This window comes from Sphingobacterium sp. CZ-UAM, assembly GCF_002000245.1.
Lineage (GTDB): Bacteria > Bacteroidota > Bacteroidia > Sphingobacteriales > Sphingobacteriaceae > Sphingobacterium.
In genome coordinates, this window is sequence record NZ_MTCM01000001.1 from 2,337,129 (window position 1) to 2,354,344 (window position 17,216).

General features: G+C 40.4%; 14 protein-coding genes. 7 read left to right on the forward strand and 7 right to left on the reverse strand.

What is annotated here, in order from left to right:
- Positions 1-133 precede the first annotated feature (133 nt).
- Complete coding sequence (locus BWD42_RS10045; protein ID WP_077435552.1) at positions 134-1,438, forward strand: DEAD/DEAH box helicase; 1,305 nt, start codon at positions 134-136, stop codon at positions 1,436-1,438.
- An 84-nt stretch (positions 1,439-1,522) separates the two neighbouring features.
- Here BWD42_RS10045 and BWD42_RS10050 read toward each other — a convergent pair whose 3' ends face one another.
- From BWD42_RS10050 to BWD42_RS10065, 4 genes are all read right to left on the reverse strand, one after another.
- Positions 1,523-2,251 carry a menaquinone biosynthetic enzyme MqnA/MqnD family protein gene (locus tag BWD42_RS10050; RefSeq protein ID WP_077435554.1) on the reverse strand — a complete coding sequence of 243 codons (729 nt, stop codon included), beginning with the start codon at positions 2,249-2,251 and terminating at the stop codon, positions 1,523-1,525.
- Positions 2,244-2,870 (reverse strand): histidine phosphatase family protein, encoded by a 627-nt coding sequence (locus BWD42_RS10055; protein ID WP_077435556.1) that lies wholly within the window; start codon positions 2,868-2,870, stop codon positions 2,244-2,246. The genes BWD42_RS10050 and BWD42_RS10055 overlap by 8 nt, the downstream gene beginning before the upstream one ends.
- A 17-nt stretch (positions 2,871-2,887) precedes the next feature.
- Entirely contained in the window at positions 2,888-4,087 is a 1,200-nt protein-coding gene (gene mqnE, locus BWD42_RS10060; protein WP_077435558.1) for an aminofutalosine synthase MqnE, read from the reverse strand.
- A gap of 132 nt (positions 4,088-4,219) precedes the next feature.
- Positions 4,220-6,043, reverse strand: coding sequence for an ABC transporter ATP-binding protein (locus BWD42_RS10065; protein ID WP_077435560.1), 1,824 nt, complete (start codon positions 6,041-6,043; stop codon positions 4,220-4,222).
- 268 nt (positions 6,044-6,311) lie between these two features.
- Between BWD42_RS10065 and BWD42_RS10070 the strand changes: the two genes are divergently transcribed.
- Together BWD42_RS10070 and BWD42_RS10075 are read left to right on the forward strand one after the other, a co-directional pair.
- Positions 6,312-7,472 carry a pyridoxal phosphate-dependent aminotransferase gene (locus BWD42_RS10070; RefSeq protein ID WP_077435562.1) on the forward strand — a complete coding sequence of 387 codons (1,161 nt, stop codon included), beginning with the start codon at positions 6,312-6,314 and terminating at the stop codon, positions 7,470-7,472.
- A gap of 83 nt (positions 7,473-7,555) precedes the next feature.
- Positions 7,556-8,437, forward strand: a complete 882-nt coding sequence (locus BWD42_RS10075; protein ID WP_262507822.1) for a prephenate dehydrogenase — start codon at positions 7,556-7,558, stop codon at positions 8,435-8,437.
- Positions 8,438-8,621: 184 nt separating this feature from the next.
- On the opposite strand, the gene BWD42_RS10080 is transcribed toward BWD42_RS10075, so the two are convergent.
- The 3 genes from BWD42_RS10080 to BWD42_RS10090 form a co-directional block, all read right to left on the reverse strand.
- On the reverse strand, positions 8,622-9,818 hold the full coding sequence (locus BWD42_RS10080) for a tetratricopeptide repeat protein (protein ID WP_077435566.1): 1,197 nt from the start codon (positions 9,816-9,818) through the stop codon (positions 8,622-8,624).
- Between the two features lie 72 nt (positions 9,819-9,890).
- Entirely contained in the window at positions 9,891-10,274 is a 384-nt protein-coding gene (locus BWD42_RS10085) for a hypothetical protein (RefSeq protein ID WP_077435568.1), read from the reverse strand.
- A 100-nt stretch (positions 10,275-10,374) separates the two neighbouring features.
- Positions 10,375-12,975 carry a TonB-dependent receptor gene (locus tag BWD42_RS10090; RefSeq protein ID WP_077435570.1) on the reverse strand — a complete coding sequence of 867 codons (2,601 nt, stop codon included), beginning with the start codon at positions 12,973-12,975 and terminating at the stop codon, positions 10,375-10,377.
- 407 nt (positions 12,976-13,382) lie between these two features.
- Here BWD42_RS10090 and BWD42_RS10095 point away from each other — a divergent pair, with 407 nt between their 5' ends.
- From BWD42_RS10095 to BWD42_RS10110, 4 genes are all read left to right on the forward strand, one after another.
- A complete protein-coding gene (locus tag BWD42_RS10095; RefSeq protein WP_077435572.1) occupies positions 13,383-14,009 on the forward strand; it encodes a Crp/Fnr family transcriptional regulator in 627 nt (208 codons plus the stop codon).
- Positions 14,010-14,161: 152 nt separating this feature from the next.
- A complete protein-coding gene (locus BWD42_RS10100; protein WP_077435946.1) occupies positions 14,162-15,016 on the forward strand; it encodes an NAD(P)-dependent oxidoreductase in 855 nt (284 codons plus the stop codon).
- 111 nt (positions 15,017-15,127) lie between these two features.
- A complete protein-coding gene (locus tag BWD42_RS10105) occupies positions 15,128-15,871 on the forward strand; it encodes a dienelactone hydrolase family protein (RefSeq protein ID WP_077435574.1) in 744 nt (247 codons plus the stop codon).
- 133 nt (positions 15,872-16,004) lie between these two features.
- Positions 16,005-17,168, forward strand: a complete 1,164-nt coding sequence (locus BWD42_RS10110; protein ID WP_077435576.1) for a hypothetical protein — start codon at positions 16,005-16,007, stop codon at positions 17,166-17,168.
- Positions 17,169-17,216: the final 48 nt, after the last annotated feature.

The window sequence follows — 17,216 nt, forward strand, 5'->3', positions numbered from 1 at the left end:
ACAATACCCTTAAAGTATAATATATTGGAGCGTTAAAGCATATTTGCTATAACGTCCAATAAAAAAATCTGACAAAGGTAATCCATCTGAAAGAGGTGGGTTACCTTTTCGTTTTAATTAGTACTTTTGTGCTATGCAGCTAGAAGCTATTTTAAATAAATTCGGTATTTCATCCCTGAATGAAATGCAACAAAAGGTATTGGACACCTACCAAAAAGACAAAGATTTCATTTTGCTCTCCCCTACTGGATCAGGAAAAACCTTAGCCTTTTCATTATTAATACTACAACAGCTAAAAGATATCGCGCGTGAAGTACAGGTGCTGGTTTTAGTCCCTACCCGTGAACTCGCCTTACAGATCGAACAAGTCATCCGCAAACTGACCACGGGATACAAAGTGACCTGTGCCTATGGCGGACATAGCACCCGTATCGAAAAAAATGCCTTCAAAGATGCGCCATCTATTCTTATCGGCACCCCTGGCCGAATAAAACAGCATCTTGAAGAGGGGAATTTCGATCCTACCCAAATCCATACCCTCATACTGGATGAATTTGACAAATCCCTGGAGCTTGGCTTTCAACAGCAAATGGATTTTATCATTCGGCACATGCCAAAAATTAAGTCGCGTATATTGACCTCGGCAACGACAATGGAGAACATTCCGGCTTTTACGCAGATTATGGATCCTATTAGGGTCGATTTCCTAAAAGATGCAAACAATATCCCGCGGATCACGATAAAAAAAGTAGTTGCCAGCAGTCAAAAGAAACTGGAAGCGCTTTTAAAACTTATCTGTAAGATCGGCACAAAAAAAATGATTATTTTTTGCAACCACCGGGATGCTGTCGACCATATCAGTGCGCTATTGGACAATCGTAATATCATCCATGACATCTTTCATGGTGGACTGGAGCAACAGGACAGAGAATTGGCGCTGCTAAAATTCAGAAACCATTCCAACAATGTCCTGATTACGACGGACCTTGCTGCCCGGGGATTGGATATTCCTGAAGTGGATGCAATCATCCACTATCAGCTGCCCCATAAAGAAGAGGATTTTACACACCGCAATGGACGCACAGCGCGTATGCAGGCAAAAGGTGACGTGTATGTCATCTTAAAACCCGAAGAAAATTATCCCTACATTTCTGCTGATACCCAAGAGGAGGAGTTCCCTGACTTTTATGACCTACCCGACAACTCGCCTTTCGCTACACTCTATGTCAGCGCCGGAAGGAAGGACAAAGTCAACAAAATTGACATCGTCGGCTTTCTGTTGAATCTGGATGGTATCGAAAAAGACGATATCGGAATTATCGAAGTCAAGGACAAAATTGCTTATGTTGCTGTCAAACGTAAACTGGCTTTAGCGATCATCAATGCCGCTAACGGACAGAAAGTCAAGGGCCGAAAAGTAAAAGTCGGGAGGACATAAAAATGCCCCAAATAGCGTCTAACTTTTTGGGGCATATCTACAACAAACCTCTTTTCGTATGCTAACGTGCTAAGCTATATTTGATCAATCCAGATCTTTTAAATAGCCAAGATAACGTTGTACAGCTTCCCGTTTTTGATCCGTTAGATGAAAATCAAGATGTGCGGTTAAATATTTTGTATAGTCAAACCCCTCAAATTCGGGCAGTCCTGCAATGACATCCGTTGCATGGGCCACACCATAAGCAAGTGCATCATTGAAATCCTTCACAAACGATTCAGGCAGCTTTTTGTTACTTACCCAAAGGGCAAACGCAAAAGGCAATCCTGTAAAATCAAACCATTCCTTACCCAGGTCATAGACATAGGGCACAGTATTCTTTTTACCAAAGGTACGGTCACCGATCAGGACGTAGGCATCTGGTTCCACGCTATCGTCCGTAACCAACCGAACGTCTCTTTTCCAATAATTCTTTAGCAGCACTCGGGCCAGACCATTAGAAGTACGCGATTGCTTATCGAGTCTAAGGGTCTCGATCTCTGTAATGGGCTTATTGGAAAAAATAAACACCGAATCTACGGCGCCTTCAGTGCCGATACAAAAATCGGTATTGATATAATATTCAGGAAGACTGAGCAATGCGGCAGTCGGAATAATTCCCATATCTGCCTCGTCATCTATTACTTTTTGTGCACAGGCACTTGGATAATCGACACTTAGATCGATCTGATCCATTACCTTTGATTTGCGTATTCCGTTCAAAAACGGATAAGTGTTTGAATACGATACGGCTGAAACTCTAATTTTATTCATTCATCAATGCTTCTAGGTGATCTGTATTATAATGGTCTATAATTTCAAATTGACCATTATAATACAGCAATTTATATAAAGCAGTATTTGTGTGTGGAAAATCATCCATATAGCGGGCATCAATACCAGTCATGAGGCAAAGCATGATACGTAAGGCACGACCATGCATGCATACTAGAATATTTTTTTCATTTGCTTGGCCCAGCATATGATTCAATGCGACCTGCTGGCGTTCCATTAATGCGTTAGGAGACTCTCCATTTTCAATACTGACATCCAATTCTCCGTTGCGCCATGCAGCGACCAATTGTTCAAAACCAGACAATAACTCAGGTGTTTGCTCCTTCCCTTCGTAGATTCCCCAGCTGATTTCATCCAAGCCGACAAGCTGTTCCCAGGGTAAATTCAGGTCGATAAAGCCTTTTACTGTCTGATGTGTCCGCAATAAGGTCGAGGTATATATTTTGTCAAAAGGCACTGTATTGTACCGTTCAAAGAAAGCCTGAGCCTGGGCCATTCCGGTTTCATTTAATGGAGAATTAACCCCTCTCCCCTGCACGATGCCTTTTAGATTTAGATCAGTCTGTCCGTGTCGTATAAAATAAAATGTCTTTTTCAAAATGAGTATGATCTAATTTATGGGTTCACAACAGGCAATGCGTAATAACTTTTCTTTTTGGTATCCTCTTCAAAGACGACATCATTGTAGTCGGTCACCACATTATACAAGGTATCACGTTCAATGGGATGGCGGCCTACCTTTTTAATCAATTCCACAACCTCTTGTGTCGTCATTCCGGGTTTTTGCTCTTCCGCACCGGCCATACTGTATATTTTGGTCGTATCGTCCAAGGTACCATCAATATCATCCACACCAAAAGCCAAAGACAATTGCGCTGTATCCCTTGATATCATGGCCCAGTAGGCTTTGATATGATCAAAATTATCCATGTAGATCCGTGCAATCGCATAATTTCTTAAATCCTCGATAACAGAGACCTCAGGGATATGTGACATCTGATTTTCCTTGTTCCTAAATTTCAAAGGAATAAAAGTCTGGAAGCCACCGGTTTTATCCTGAAGCTGCCGCAAACGTTCCATATGGTCTACCCTATGCCAAAATTGCTCAATATGACCATATAACATGGTCGCATTTGTGTGCATACCCAGACTGTGAGCTTGCTCATGAATATCTAACCACTGCTCAGCCGTACACTTGTCATGCGCAATCTGCTCCCGGATTTCCGGATGAAAGATCTCTGCGCCACCACCGGGCATGGAGTCCAGACCACAGGACTGCAAGTATTTCAGTCCATCATAGTGGCTCAACTTTGCTTTCTTGAAGATGTAATAATATTCTACTGGTGTGAGTCCCTTGATATGTAATTCTGGCCGATGTGCTTTACATCTTCTAAAGAAATCGGCATAAAATTCGAGATTTTGCTTTGGCACTACCCCACCGGTAATATGCACTTCGGTAACGGCTTCATTGTCATATTTCTTCACAATATCCATCATGCCATCGACCTCCATTTCCCAGCCTTCAGCGCGCTCTTTGATCAGTCTGGAATAGGAACAGAATTTGCAGTCATATACACAGACATTCGTAGGCTCAATGTGAAAATTGCGATTAAAGAAGGTATGGTCTCCATGACGTTTCTCACGGATGTAATTGGCAAGAACACCAAGATAGCCTAATTCACCTTTTTCGTATAAAAGAACTCCCTCATCAAAAGTGATACGCTCCTCTCGCAAAACTTTCTCGGCTATATTTCTTAATTCAATGTCTAAATGTTTATCATTGATCAAGAAATTTAATTTATCTACTGCGTTCATTAATGTATCTCCTATCTTAAACAAATGTACCTAAAAGGCGACAAAAGTTATAATAAAATGTGATAACACTCATTCAGGATTGCGTCATGTTTAGTCTTGGAAAGACAAAAAAAACTCCCCAAGACGATATGCTTAGTCGGTAAATTGCTGCATCTCAATCAACTTCTTATACAAGCCGTTATGCTGTAGCAGTTCGCTATGGCTACCTGTTTCAACAATTTTTCCTGCTTCGATGACGACAATCTTATCGGCATTCTGAATGGTACTTAAACGATGGGCAATCACGACTGTTGTCCGATTATCCATCAACTTATAAAGGGAATCTTGTACTAGTTTTTCAGATTCGGTATCCAAGGCCGAAGTAGCCTCATCGAGCAGCATAATCGGTGGATTTTTCAATACAGCACGTGCAATACAAATCCGCTGACGCTGCCCACCTGACAATTTACCGCCGCGGTCACCAATATTGGTTTGGTACCCTTGATCTGTCTTTAGGATAAACTCATGTGCGTTGGCTATTTTTGCCGCTGCTTCGATTTCTTCCTGACTGGCGGCGAGATTGGCGAATGCGATATTATTGAAAATCGTATCGTTAAATAAAATCGACTCCTGATTAACAACCCCAATCATGCTACGCAAAGAATCCTGATCCAGATCCCGAAGATCTACACCGTCGAACAGGATCTGTCCGTCAGTGACGTCCATAAATCGTGGGATGAGATCCACTAATGTGGATTTTCCTCCACCTGATGGCCCCACCAAAGCAATTACTTTACCTTTTTCGATACTCAAGTCTATTCCCTGAAGGATCTGCTTATCTTTCGTATAGGCAAAATTTACATCTTTAAAAACAATATTCTGTTCAAAGCTTTCGACCTTTTTCGCGTTCGGCTTGTCGGTTACTTCACTGCGTTCATCAACTAATTCCAATACCCGCTCTCCTGCTGCAAGACCATTGTGAATACCACTAAATGCATCTGTCAATGCTTTTGCGGGACGCATCACCTGTGAGAAAATAGCGATATAAGCGATAAATGCAGGCGCTGTCAAACTTTTGTCTCCAGATAGAACCAAATGCCCACCATACAACAAAATAATTGCAACCATGATCACTCCCAGCAGCTCCGAAACAGGCGAACTCAATTGTTGTCTTTTCGCCATTGCCCGACCAATATTGGCATATCGTTCATTCTCATTATGAAATCTATTTTTGATAAAAGAGACTGCATTAAAGGCTTTAATGATTTTGATACCAGATAATGCCTCGTCGAGATAGGAAATCATATTTCCATAGGATTCCTGTGCTGAGCGTGCCTGGCTTTTTAAATTTTTTACAATTCGCGCTATAAAAAATGCTGAAATTGGAATGACTAACAACGAAAAGAAGGTCAGTTTCGCCGAGATATTAAACAGCATCACAATATAGGCAATCAGCTGCAAAGGCTCTTTGAATACGACCTGTAAAGTACCCGTAACTGAATACTGTACAACCTGTACATCGGAAGCAACTTTGGAAACGATATCCCCTTTCCGCTGTCCCGTAAAATAACCGACATGCAGATCCATCACATTGTCAAATACTGCCCTGCGGAGTTTCAGCAAGGTGTGGATACGAAAATTTTCCATAATCCGCTGACAAAAATACCGGAAAAGATTGCTGATAAATACGGAAATTACGATAACAATACAAACGTACTTTAAAGCGCCATAAGCACCGAACTGGGTATTTGCCACATTCGCATAGTAATTAAACCAAGCTAATATATCCGTATAAGTCTCGGGCTTTACAACTTCAGTGGCAGATTCACCCGTATTAAAAAGTGTATGGAGTAATGGAGCGAGTAATGCTAAATTTAACGTGCTAAAAACAACCGTAACCAAGGTGCAGATCACATACGGAATCGCAAATTTCTCAATGGGTTTAGCAAATGATAAGAGCCTAAAATATGTTTTCATTTATTTTGAACTAAGACAAACTAATTTGACACAAAAATAATTTGTCGACCTCTCCTCTTCCATTAAAATTCTTTTGAGCGAAGAAATCGAACAAAAATAACAAATTAATCAAGAAAAGCACTCATACTGTTCTATTCAATAAAATTCCCAAGAGGCAGTATATAACGACCAGCTTACTATTCATTTGAAAAAAAGACAAAAATAGCTGCTTTTTATAGATAATTCCCTAATTTAGCTTCATTCAAATACCAAAATTATTAAAAATAAAATGCAAATAGACGTTGCCAAAAGATTGCAGCAAACTGAAGAATACTACTTCTCAAAAAAACTAAGAGAGATAGATGAGCTTAACAAACAGGGTGCACGTGTAATCAACCTAGGAATTGGAAGTCCTGACTTACCCCCTCATCCGGAGGTAATAGCGACATTGAATACAAATGCCCAACTTCCAAATGTACATGGCTATCAAAATTACAAAGGAGCTCCAGCTTTAAGACAAGCTGTTGCAGATTGGTATCAACGCTATTATCAGGCCACTTTTAACCCCAATACGGAAATCCTACCGCTGATTGGATCAAAAGAAGGTATCGTTCATATTTGCATGACTTACCTACAGGAAGGAGACAAGGCTTTAATCCCCAATCCCGGCTATCCGGCCTATGCTGCTGCCGTAAGATTGAGTGGAGCGGAGTCGATCACCTATAAGCTTACGCAGGAAAAAAATTGGCTGATTGACTTTGAGGAACTTCGGAAACAAGATCTGTCAAACGTTAAGTTAATGTGGATCAATTATCCGCACATGCCCACGGGTGCCTCAGCATCGGATGCATTTTATAAAGAGCTGATTGAATTTGCAAAGGAATTCAATATTCTTATCTGTCATGACAATCCCTATAGTTTTATCCTGACGGATAAACCACGTAGTATCATGAGCGTGGAAGGTGCAAAAGAGGTCGCCATAGAATTAAATTCATTGAGCAAATCATCCAATATGGCTGGGTGGAGAGTCGGAGCATTGGTTGGTAGCGAAGAGCGGATCAATCAGGTGTTACGCTTTAAAAGCAATATGGACTCCGGCATGTTTTTGCCTGTCCAATTGGCGGCAGCAAAGGCCTTACAATTGGAGGCTTCCTGGTATCAGGAGCTTAATAAAATTTATGCCGATAGACGTCAGAAGGTATATGAAATCATGAACTTACTGGGCTGTTCATACCAAAAAGATCAGGTTGGTTTATTTGTATGGGCTCAGATCCCAGATTCCTATGCGGATGGTTATGCGCTTAGTGATGCTGTCCTGGACAAAGCACGGGTATTTATCACACCGGGAGGCATTTTTGGAGACGGAGGAAATCAGTATATCCGCATCAGTCTCTGTGCCACAGTCGAAGTACTTGAAGAATCCATCCAACGCATTAAGGATAACTTCTAGACACATTTTTCAAAATTAACATTTCAATCCGATGAAATATCAGCGATTAGAGCATACAGATAAATATAATCTGGGTATTTCATCTGAGCTTTGAAAGACAAACACGAATAAATAATTATTCACATATGAATATTGCCATCGTAGGCGTAGGCTTAATTGGCGGCTCAGTTGCCATCCGCTTAAAAGAAACAAAATTCTGCAGTAAGATCATTGGTGTAGATAAAAGCGAAAAAAATCTTGATAAAGCCAAGCAGATAGGTTTTATCGACGAAGCAATGACTTTGGAAGAAGCAATAAAGAACTGTAAGGTACTTATATTGACTATTCCCGTTGATGCGATTTTGCAGGTCGTTACTCAGATCCTTGATCAGGTGACAGACCAGGTCGTTATCGATATGGGATCTACCAAGACTAACATACTGAACAAAATCAAAGATCACCCCAATAGAGGACGCTATATTGCAGCTCACCCGATGGCCGGTACGGAATATTCTGGCCCTGAAGCTGCCGTAGCGGGTTTATTCAAGGGCAAGATGATGGTGTATGTTGAAGCCTTTCGAACGGATGAAGATGCGTTCGAAGTTACTGATGCGATCACAGATCAACTGGAGATGCGTACCTGCTTCATGAATGCGGACGAACACGATGTGCATACAGCTTATGTTTCGCATATCTCCCACCTTACTTCATTCGCACTAGCATTAACAGTATTGGAAAAGGAGAAATCCCAGGGACGTATATTTGAGCTGGCAGGATCAGGTTTTGAATCCACAGTCCGTCTGGCTAAAAGTTCACCCGATATGTGGACACCTATTTTCAAACAGAATCGCGAAAATGTACTGGAAGTCCTCGAAGAGCATATCAAACAATTGCAATCCTTACATGATTCAATCGCCAGCGAAGATTATGACAAGTTGCATAAACTTATCAAACGTTCCAATAAGATTAAACGTATCATTAAGTAGGGTCTGAACTGGTTTAATGTTGAACAATTGCAGTTTCAGAGGGAACTGATCTAAAATAAAAACGGGGCTGTCCAAAATTTTGGATAGCCCCGTTTCTATTTTAGTTTATTCATGCTCCCCACATTCTCTGTCCAACTATTCAATTCTCCCGAGGAAGCTTTTCTTTTGGATGGCTTTCTTCTCTCTACTCGTCCTCCAATTCATTGAACTTATCCAAATCAAGCTTCGCTCCCACCGCATCACCGAGCTTTTCTTTGATAGCAGCACGATAAGAATACAAGTCCGAATAATAAGGATTCAATTCAATAGCTGTTGAATAATCTACCAATGCGCCATGCATATCCTCCAATTTTTCCTTGAGATCAGCCCGTAAAGAATACACATAAAAGTCCTCTGGATTCAGTTCGACCAAACGGTCGAAATCAGACAATGCCTCGGGTAGACAGCCCAAACGTTCGAATAAAGAAGCCCTTTCTTCATACACTATAGATGAGTTGCTGTCATTTTCTTCCGCTTTCGCATAATCGCTAAGTGCTTTTTCTGAATAACCATAAGATTCAAATACCTTTGCACGGAATACATAAGCAGCCGTTTGATTTTCATCCAGCTCGATCGCCCGGTTAAAATCATTTAAAGCCAATTCAAAGCAGGTCAATTTAAGATAGAGACTTCCTCTAAAAACAAAAAGGTTACTGTCTCCTACTGTATTTTTATTAATGGCCAAGGTATACAATTCGATCGCCTTCAGGTAATCATAACAGTGGACATATTCAAGTCCTAATGAATTCAGTTCGTCCGGACTGAGTTCTTTGGGGGTAGATTCCAGCTCCTGAATGACTAGATTTTCTGCTTCAAAATAACTTACTTCGGCCTGATTTTCCTGCCATTCCAATACACTGTGATAATTAAAATCCAATCTTTTGGCAATCTGGTAATCATAAAATGCGCCCTCATCTTCCCCAATAAGGCGATAGACAAGGCATCGGCTTGCATAAAAATAAGGTTCCTCTTTAAAATGTTCAATTGCCCTACTGTAGACAGCAATTGCTTCATCGTAGGCTTTTATTTTAAAATAATAGAGTCCAAGGTAACTGTATGCCAGCGCGTTGTTTGACAGCGCAATGACTTGTTCGAGTACTTCTACAGGGTCGTTATCAGCAATAATCCCCATTGAAAATCCCTTTAAGAGGAGCTGGATGTCTTCTTGTTGGATGTGGTCAAACTCATCCGGGGAAAAGGAAATGATATCTGTTGGAAAAAAAGACGAAATTGGCAAAAAAGAAAATTTAGCGAGCAATACAGCTGAGGGAAGTTTAAAATCCGCTGTAGTAACAGCATCGCCGCGAAGGGTAACAGATAGATTTGACATCATTTGCTTCATACCCAAAACTAAGCTAAATTTCGATACAAAAGAAATTTAAACGTCTCCCATTCCTGCTTAAATAGAAAGGATTTAATTCAGTTCACCGGTCAAATAGAGATATTTGTACCGAACGATATCCCTTGAATTCGTAAATCTGACAAGCTTTTCATGTTTAAATACATAATTGGAAACCTTATCTTCCATTAAACGTAAAAACTCAACAAATTCTGCGAAAAAGCTTTGGCGCTCACCAGCTGTAAATTGGCTATTTCTTACGATCCAAAAAAATTGGTCTTCATTGACATGAAAAGACACTTCATTTTTCTTCTCTTTTCGAAAAATAAAAATCGGGTCATTTTCTTGGTTAATAAATAAAGCAAAACCAGTAGTTCCACCATCCAGGTTTACCACAAAAGCGGAAAAATGAACGGTGCCTATCTGTAAATTTTCCAGACAAATTAATTTATGCAACATCAGGTTAGCAGTTAGATCACCTAAAAGTATTAAGTTTTTATTAAAAAACAAAAAAAAGACCCACAATAATGTGAGTCTTTTTAATTCGAATAAGATTTTATTAGAATGTGAATTTCACCGAAGCGTTCCAGGTTCTTCCTAGACCGATCAATACCGTGTTAGAGGTATTGATTCCATTCCAATATTCATTCTTCTCGCCGGCCTTCGTGTTTTCAAAAATATTTGTAGTCGCCTCAGAAATATAGAATTTATTGAATAAGTTATTGATGTTAAATCTAAAACTTATTGCATTCTTCTCACTGATATCTATTTTATAAGAAACACCGGCATCAACAAGTTGATACGAAGGCAATTCTAATACTTTGCCCTGACCAGCTTGTCTTGAAGAATACAAACGATCATAAGATCTCCAGTCTCCATCCACAGATAATCCTTTCGTGATAAAATACTTGGCACCTAAACCATAGGTTGTTTGTGCAGCATCCCCAACTTCTCCGTTCGTTAGATCGGTTTCTTGTGTTGCCAACACCACTCTGTTTTCATTACGGACAATCGTAACGGATTTTCCATCATATTTCCAGTCACCAATAGAGGCAAAACCCTTAACAGTAAATCCGCTGAACGGACGGGCAGCAAAATCCAACTCTACCCCTTTGTGGTTTTGTTTTACACCATAATTCGAGAAATAAAGATAATCTCCCTCTACTAAGATGTTTGGATCATTGGTTGGATTATACTTGGCAACATCTGCTTTTGAGGCGTTTAATGTGTTACCAGTCACTCTATTTTCCCATGTTGTCTTATAAGCATTCACATTCACATCAATGTATCTTGACATAAATTTATAGCCTAATTCAAGACCTAAGATCTTCTCGTTCTCCGCATAAGGGTTCACGTCATTTCTATAGTTCATGAAGATGTTGTTCTGATAAGGCTGACGTGAATAGTAACCAGCATTAGCAAAAAGACTATGTTTGCCTAGCGTATAGCTTACACCTCCTTTGGTGTTATATCCAAAATTATTGACATTTTCCGATTTCGAGTTCTCGGGTTTCTCTAGGTAATATTCTCTACGGCTATTTTGCTGTTGCGAAACTGATCCTTGGAAAAATGCGGTAAAACCATTTTTAGCATATTCCAATTGACCAAATAAACCACCGTAACGGATCATTTGCTCATAATCCCATGCTAATCTATTTTCTGTCGTTTTAGGTTGGCTTGAAAATGCCTTCCATGGATTGGTTGAATAAGTCTCTGTAATAAAGACATTATTGCCCAAGTTTACATTACCTACGTTTGCAATAGATGACTTACCCAACATATCCGTTACCTGACGATAGTGCTCACCTTTATAATCGCGTAAGTCAAATCCAACATTGAAATTTAAATGCTCATTTAATTTACGGTTATAGTTGGAAACGATACCATACCATTGGTGATTGTTTACATCAGCCGCTAAGTAAGGACCTTTATTGAACTTGTCTGTTCTTTTGGTTTGACCACCACCACTCGCTACTGAAGCATAAACAACGGTAGATAATGAAGATTTATCATCGATAGTCCAGTCCCAGTTGAAATTGGCTACCGGTTTATGGTAGTAATTTTTACGGTAGTTAACTTCAGTACCATCAACGGTCTCGACATTGCTATTGTATCTTCTTCCATTTTTCAGGTAGTTATCCAATGTCGAAGTGAAACCTTGGTTATGCCATTGTGGAGCACCAGTAACCATTAAGTTAAAGTTATGCTTCTCGCTCGCTTTATAACCCACAGACAAGAAATAATTTTGTCCCTGCCCTTGCGTGCCATTCACATATCCATCACCAGACCAATGGGTAAACATTGCTGAAACAGCAAAACCGCTTTTCATCATTCCAGTACTATAGCCTACAGTTCCTTTCATCAACATGTCATTACCGACTGTCGTCCGCACAAAACCACCTTCTTTCATATCCGTGGACTTGGTCACAAAGTTGATCGTTCCCCCTACCGATGAAATCGCCAGTTTGGAAGACCCCAAACCACGTTGGATCTGTACCAAAGACGCAATATCGGTAAGACCAGACCAGTTAGACCAATATACACGGCCATTATCCATTCCATTCACAGGCTGACCATTCAATAAAAATGCGGTATTGGATTGATCAAAACCACGTGTAGTCATTGAAGACTCACCAAAACCTTTCGCCTGTCCCGTAATGTAAACAGATGGTGTATTCGCCAAAGTTGACGTGATATCTTGCGCACCTACTTTTTCTTCAATTTCAGTTCTGTGAATTGTCGAAACCGCAATAGGGGTTTTTCTACCTACAGCAATATCAATAACACCATGACCAACAACAACAACCTCATCTAAATCCGTTGAAGAACCTTCCGAAAAAGTCGGATTAATATTCAACGATTCGCCCGATTTCAACATGATGTTTTCAATGACAACTGGCTTTTCACCAATATAGGTCACTTCCACTTTGTAGGGACCGCCCTCTTGAAGATTTGAAATTTGAAATTTTCCTTGAGCATCAGCTGAGCCGCTTACAACTTGTCCACTTGGGATGTGGGTGATTTTAATGGTTGCTCCTTTAACTGTTTGTCCAGTAGCCTCTTTTACAACTCCTGAAACCGAACTAGTATTTGCCGTTTGTGCATGAACCGCGCCATAGCTAGCAAAAACAAGTGCAAAAAAAAGTAAAGACTTTTTCATCTTAGATGTGATTGTTTTGTTTTTTGTGCCGCAAAATTAGGAATTGATTGTCTTTTTAACTAATTTTAACACTAGCACAACTGCAAACAGTCCGTTTATATCCACTTCGAATTTTAATCTTCCATAGATTAAGCTTAGTTTTGAGATCAAAACAGCAAATCAAAAATAAGCTCGTTAATAGAAATACAATAAAAACATTCTTTTAATGGAAATATATCAAAAGTAGTCAGAATAAAATTTTGTCTTATCTGAATAAGTCAATACATTCTTTTATTTTCATTTTTATCTCGATATCTACCTAAGACATCCTTTATTACTACAGCAGCGCATAAGGTCTTGGCCTTTTTAGGGTGAACAGCAGCCGCCATAAGATCAAAATGGCTATATTTAAGGATTAATAAAAAACTATGTTGTCCATTGAACAAGCTTACGCAGGTGTTCTTGAACCTGCATTGATTGAAGAAATTATAAAGAACGCCCGCATCAAAACTTTCCGTGAAGGCGATCTCATCATCGATACCGATCAATACATCAGCGCAATGCCCCTATTGCTAGCAGGAGCGATCAAAATCGTCCGCGAGGATGAAGACGGAGGCGAACTCCTACTCTACTATCTTGAACAGGGACAGACCTGCACCATGTCTATTGCCTGCTGTCTGGGTAATAAAAAAAGTGAAATCCGTGCCCGGGCTGAAAAGGATACAACCGTAGCCATGATCCCCAATGAACTGGTTAATAACTGGATGGCAAAATACCCCTCCTGGCGGAATTTCATTATATCAAGCTATTCCAGCCGAATGAATGAAATGCTTCAGGCAATAGATAATCTTGCATTCTCCAATATGGAAGAGCGTATCCTCAATTACCTGAAAGCTAAAGTCAATCTTACCAACGACCGAATCCTTACCCTTACTCATCAGGATATTGCTTCCGATCTGAATACTTCCCGCGTTGTCGTTTCCCGGATCTTAAAAAAACTGGAGAATGAAGACAAAATCGTATTGCTGAGGAATGAGATCAGGGTATTGATTTAGCAACAAAAATAAATTCTTATCCAGCGGATATAAAGTCTACAGAGACAGATTTCAATACCTGTGCTGTTGTCTTAGCTTTGTACCCCATGGATCCAAAAACATTTGTACCTTTATTCTGAGCTGAATGTTCGATTCACATGACACAATTTAAAATGAAAATAGAAAACATAGGATTTATAGGATTAGGAAACATGGGAAATCCCATGGCAAAAAATCTTGAAAAAGCAGGTTTTCCGCTTGCCGTTTACAACAGAAACATCGCCAGAACGACAGACTTTGCAGCACAATCAACTGTTTATAGTGAAGTCACGGATCTGATAGAGGCCAGTGATGTTGTTTTCACCATGCTGACAAACGACGAAGCTGTCGAAGAAGTTTATGGTAAAATTCTCGAACAGCCTATCAGCGGAAAATTATTTGTGGATATGAGTACCATCGCTCAAGATGTGAGTATCAATCTTGCCAATAAGGTAAAAGCAAAAGGCGCTGCATTTCTGGATGCTCCGGTCGCTGGAAGCACCAAACCTGCTGCAGAAGGAACATTGATCATTATGGTCGGTGGAGAACAGACCGACCTTGAACGTGCCAGACCGTACCTTGAAAAGATGGGAAAATCCATTAAACACCTTGGTGAAAATGGCAAAGGTATTGCCGCAAAACTAGCCATTAATTACTTCCTATCAATCCTTTATCAGGGTCTGGCCGAAACCATCTTATTCTCCGATCAATTAGGGATTGAACGCAGTGAAATGTTAGCGATTATCAACGAAAGTGCCAGTGGTAGCGGAGCAACAAAAGTAAAAACACCTTTGCTCGTGGAAGGAAATTATACCGCAGCATTTGCACTGGATCTGATGTTAAAAGATATCCGCCTGGCACAGCAAGCGGGAGCAGCCTATCCCCTACTGGACACCTTGCTCGAAACCTATCAAAAGGCACATGACAAAGGTTTGGGACAATTAGATGTGATCGGAATTATTGAATCAATAAAACCATCCGGAGTCTAAGTTTGTTTATCTGACACAATTTTGCTTATCAAGCGCAATAAGGACTTTCACAGGACATAAAGGTATCTTTAATCACACAGCCCATCTGACGGCTAATAAAATTAAGAACAGATGAAAACAGCTTTGACATTTTTTCTATTAACTATGGTTACCATGGGTATGAAAGCACAGGAGTTAAAACAAGTATCCTACAAAGACGGAACACAGCAACTGAACGGACTTATCACGTCCAACGCTAACAAAAAAGGACCCGCTGTCCTTATTTTACCCGCATGGAAAGGCATAGATAACGAGGCGAAACAAGCTGCATTGCAACTTGAAAAAGAAGGTTATATCGCTTTCATTGCCGATATCTATGGTGAAGGAAATATCCCCACAGACAATACGGCGGCTTCGAAAATCGCCGGCCATTATAAAGCAGACTACAAGGCCTATCAGCAGCGCATTGCGGCTGCGTTAAAACAATTGAAGGAAGCTGGAGCTGATCCCGAAAAAATTGCAGTAATTGGTTACTGCTTTGGCGGAACCGGGGCACTGGAAACAGCACGCGCTGGTTTTCCTGTGGCAGGGGTGGTCAGTATTCATGGTGGACTCTCCAAATCAGCCGACAGAACTAATGCAGCGATCAATGTGAAAGTATTGGTTGAACATCCCGCCGCTGACAAAAGTGTATCAAAAGAAGATTATGACGGGTTAGTTAAGGAACTTAATGAAGGAAAAGCGGACTGGCAGATCATTACCTATGCCAATTCTGGCCATACCTTTACCAATCCGGAATCACCAGAATATAATCCTATTATGGCCAAACGTGCCTGGGAGCATACTTTACTATTCCTAAAAGAAGTACTAAACTAAGACATATAAAGCCGAAGCTTCCCCTATTCAAATGAACTGTCATTCCAGATCAATAGCGCCTCATCCGATTATTTTTCAGTTATTAGTATTTCTGTTGTGTACGACTGTGGCACGATCTCAAACGATAAAATCAATGGAAATCGGGGCGCCTACCCAAGCGATCCTGTTCGTTACCAATGAATCCGATAAATCAACGGATTTCGCGATGCGTCTACATGATCAAAAGGCAAATGAAATTATTAGACAGGTACCCTATAGTACCACCAAACTCCTGGTCTCAAAAACAGATGCCCAAAAATTTACTTTTGTTGTCAACAAGCGTAAGTGGACAGTTGATGTACCGACCTTCAAACAACGAAATGCCATGATCCTGTTTGATGGTCAGAGCCGACCGAAAGTGATCTATGACAGTCAAAGCTATCTCCAGGCCGCAAAGCCTATATTGACAAATAATAGGCAGACAAATACACCCCAAAAAATGCATAAATACGATGGGAAACTATTCTTCGATTCCATCGCTGCTATTCCGTTTAAACCCTCCAGGCAATATGCTGCCGCCATCATTTCGCGGTCCAATCTTCCGATCTACTCCACTCAGAAAAAAGGCAAATATGACGGAACTTATATTTCGCAGACCTTTACAGGGGAGAACCTCGAAAAACCCAGCGGCATTATAACAACCGTTTATCAGCAAGGCAAAGAACTCTCGGCAAACAATTTGTCTAATGGGATCAATTTTTACACCAAATATTTTTACAGCAAATGGGGATTAATCGATTCGATACAACAGCTTCAAAACAGCAAATGGTGCTCTAGTACAATTTATCAATACTTACCGCGCGCTATTCTCATTACCGATCCTGAACGGCGAACCGCCTCCATCCATCATTTAAATGATCAATATCAAGTGATCAGGGAGGAGTCCATCCACTTCGTTTACCAACGGATGCATTGGGTCGACCACCGTTACAATGAAAACGGGCAGCTTGTTGAGGAAGTTTCAGGGCTAAATGGCGCTACCGAAAAACGTACACTGTATTATTATGATACCCCAAAAGCAGACAATTTCTCTTCGTGGCAGGCATTTGACCCAACAGGGAAGCTCACTGCCGAATCCAAAATAGCTGTGCAAGGCAACGAAAGCACCTACCTGTTTTATCGTGATGGTACATTGGAATTGAAAATAGTATCAAAAGACCTGGGCGACCACCAATACGAGAGCACCGTATTTGACAAACAGGATAAAATTATCTCTAAAACAATACAAACAAAGGAAAGTTCCTCCAATTTTCAATAATTTAAACGCGCAAACTGAAATAGGAGGAAGCAATACACATTATTCGTC

What these genes read in the sequence shown, in the direction of transcription:
- BWD42_RS10085 (WP_077435568.1), bottom strand. Translation starts at nt 10,274, where the DNA reads ATGTTGCATAAATTAATTTGTCTGGAAAATTTACAGATAGGCACCGTT.
- BWD42_RS10105 (WP_077435574.1), top strand. Translation starts at nt 15,128, where the DNA reads ATGAAAACAGCTTTGACATTTTTTCTATTAACTATGGTTACCATGGGT.
- BWD42_RS10110 (WP_077435576.1), top strand. Translation starts at nt 16,005, where the DNA reads ATGGAAATCGGGGCGCCTACCCAAGCGATCCTGTTCGTTACCAATGAA.
- BWD42_RS10070 (WP_077435562.1), top strand. Translation starts at nt 6,312, where the DNA reads ATGCAAATAGACGTTGCCAAAAGATTGCAGCAAACTGAAGAATACTAC.
- mqnE (WP_077435558.1), bottom strand. Translation starts at nt 4,087, where the DNA reads ATGAACGCAGTAGATAAATTAAATTTCTTGATCAATGATAAACATTTA.
- BWD42_RS10100 (WP_077435946.1), top strand. Translation starts at nt 14,162, where the DNA reads ATGAAAATAGAAAACATAGGATTTATAGGATTAGGAAACATGGGAAAT.
- BWD42_RS10045 (WP_077435552.1), top strand. Translation starts at nt 134, where the DNA reads ATGCAGCTAGAAGCTATTTTAAATAAATTCGGTATTTCATCCCTGAAT.
- BWD42_RS10065 (WP_077435560.1), bottom strand. Translation starts at nt 6,043, where the DNA reads ATGAAAACATATTTTAGGCTCTTATCATTTGCTAAACCCATTGAGAAA.
- BWD42_RS10050 (WP_077435554.1), bottom strand. Translation starts at nt 2,251, where the DNA reads ATGAATAAAATTAGAGTTTCAGCCGTATCGTATTCAAACACTTATCCG.
- BWD42_RS10090 (WP_077435570.1), bottom strand. Translation starts at nt 12,975, where the DNA reads ATGAAAAAGTCTTTACTTTTTTTTGCACTTGTTTTTGCTAGCTATGGC.
- BWD42_RS10095 (WP_077435572.1), top strand. Translation starts at nt 13,383, where the DNA reads ATGTTGTCCATTGAACAAGCTTACGCAGGTGTTCTTGAACCTGCATTG.
- BWD42_RS10080 (WP_077435566.1), bottom strand. Translation starts at nt 9,818, where the DNA reads ATGAAGCAAATGATGTCAAATCTATCTGTTACCCTTCGCGGCGATGCT.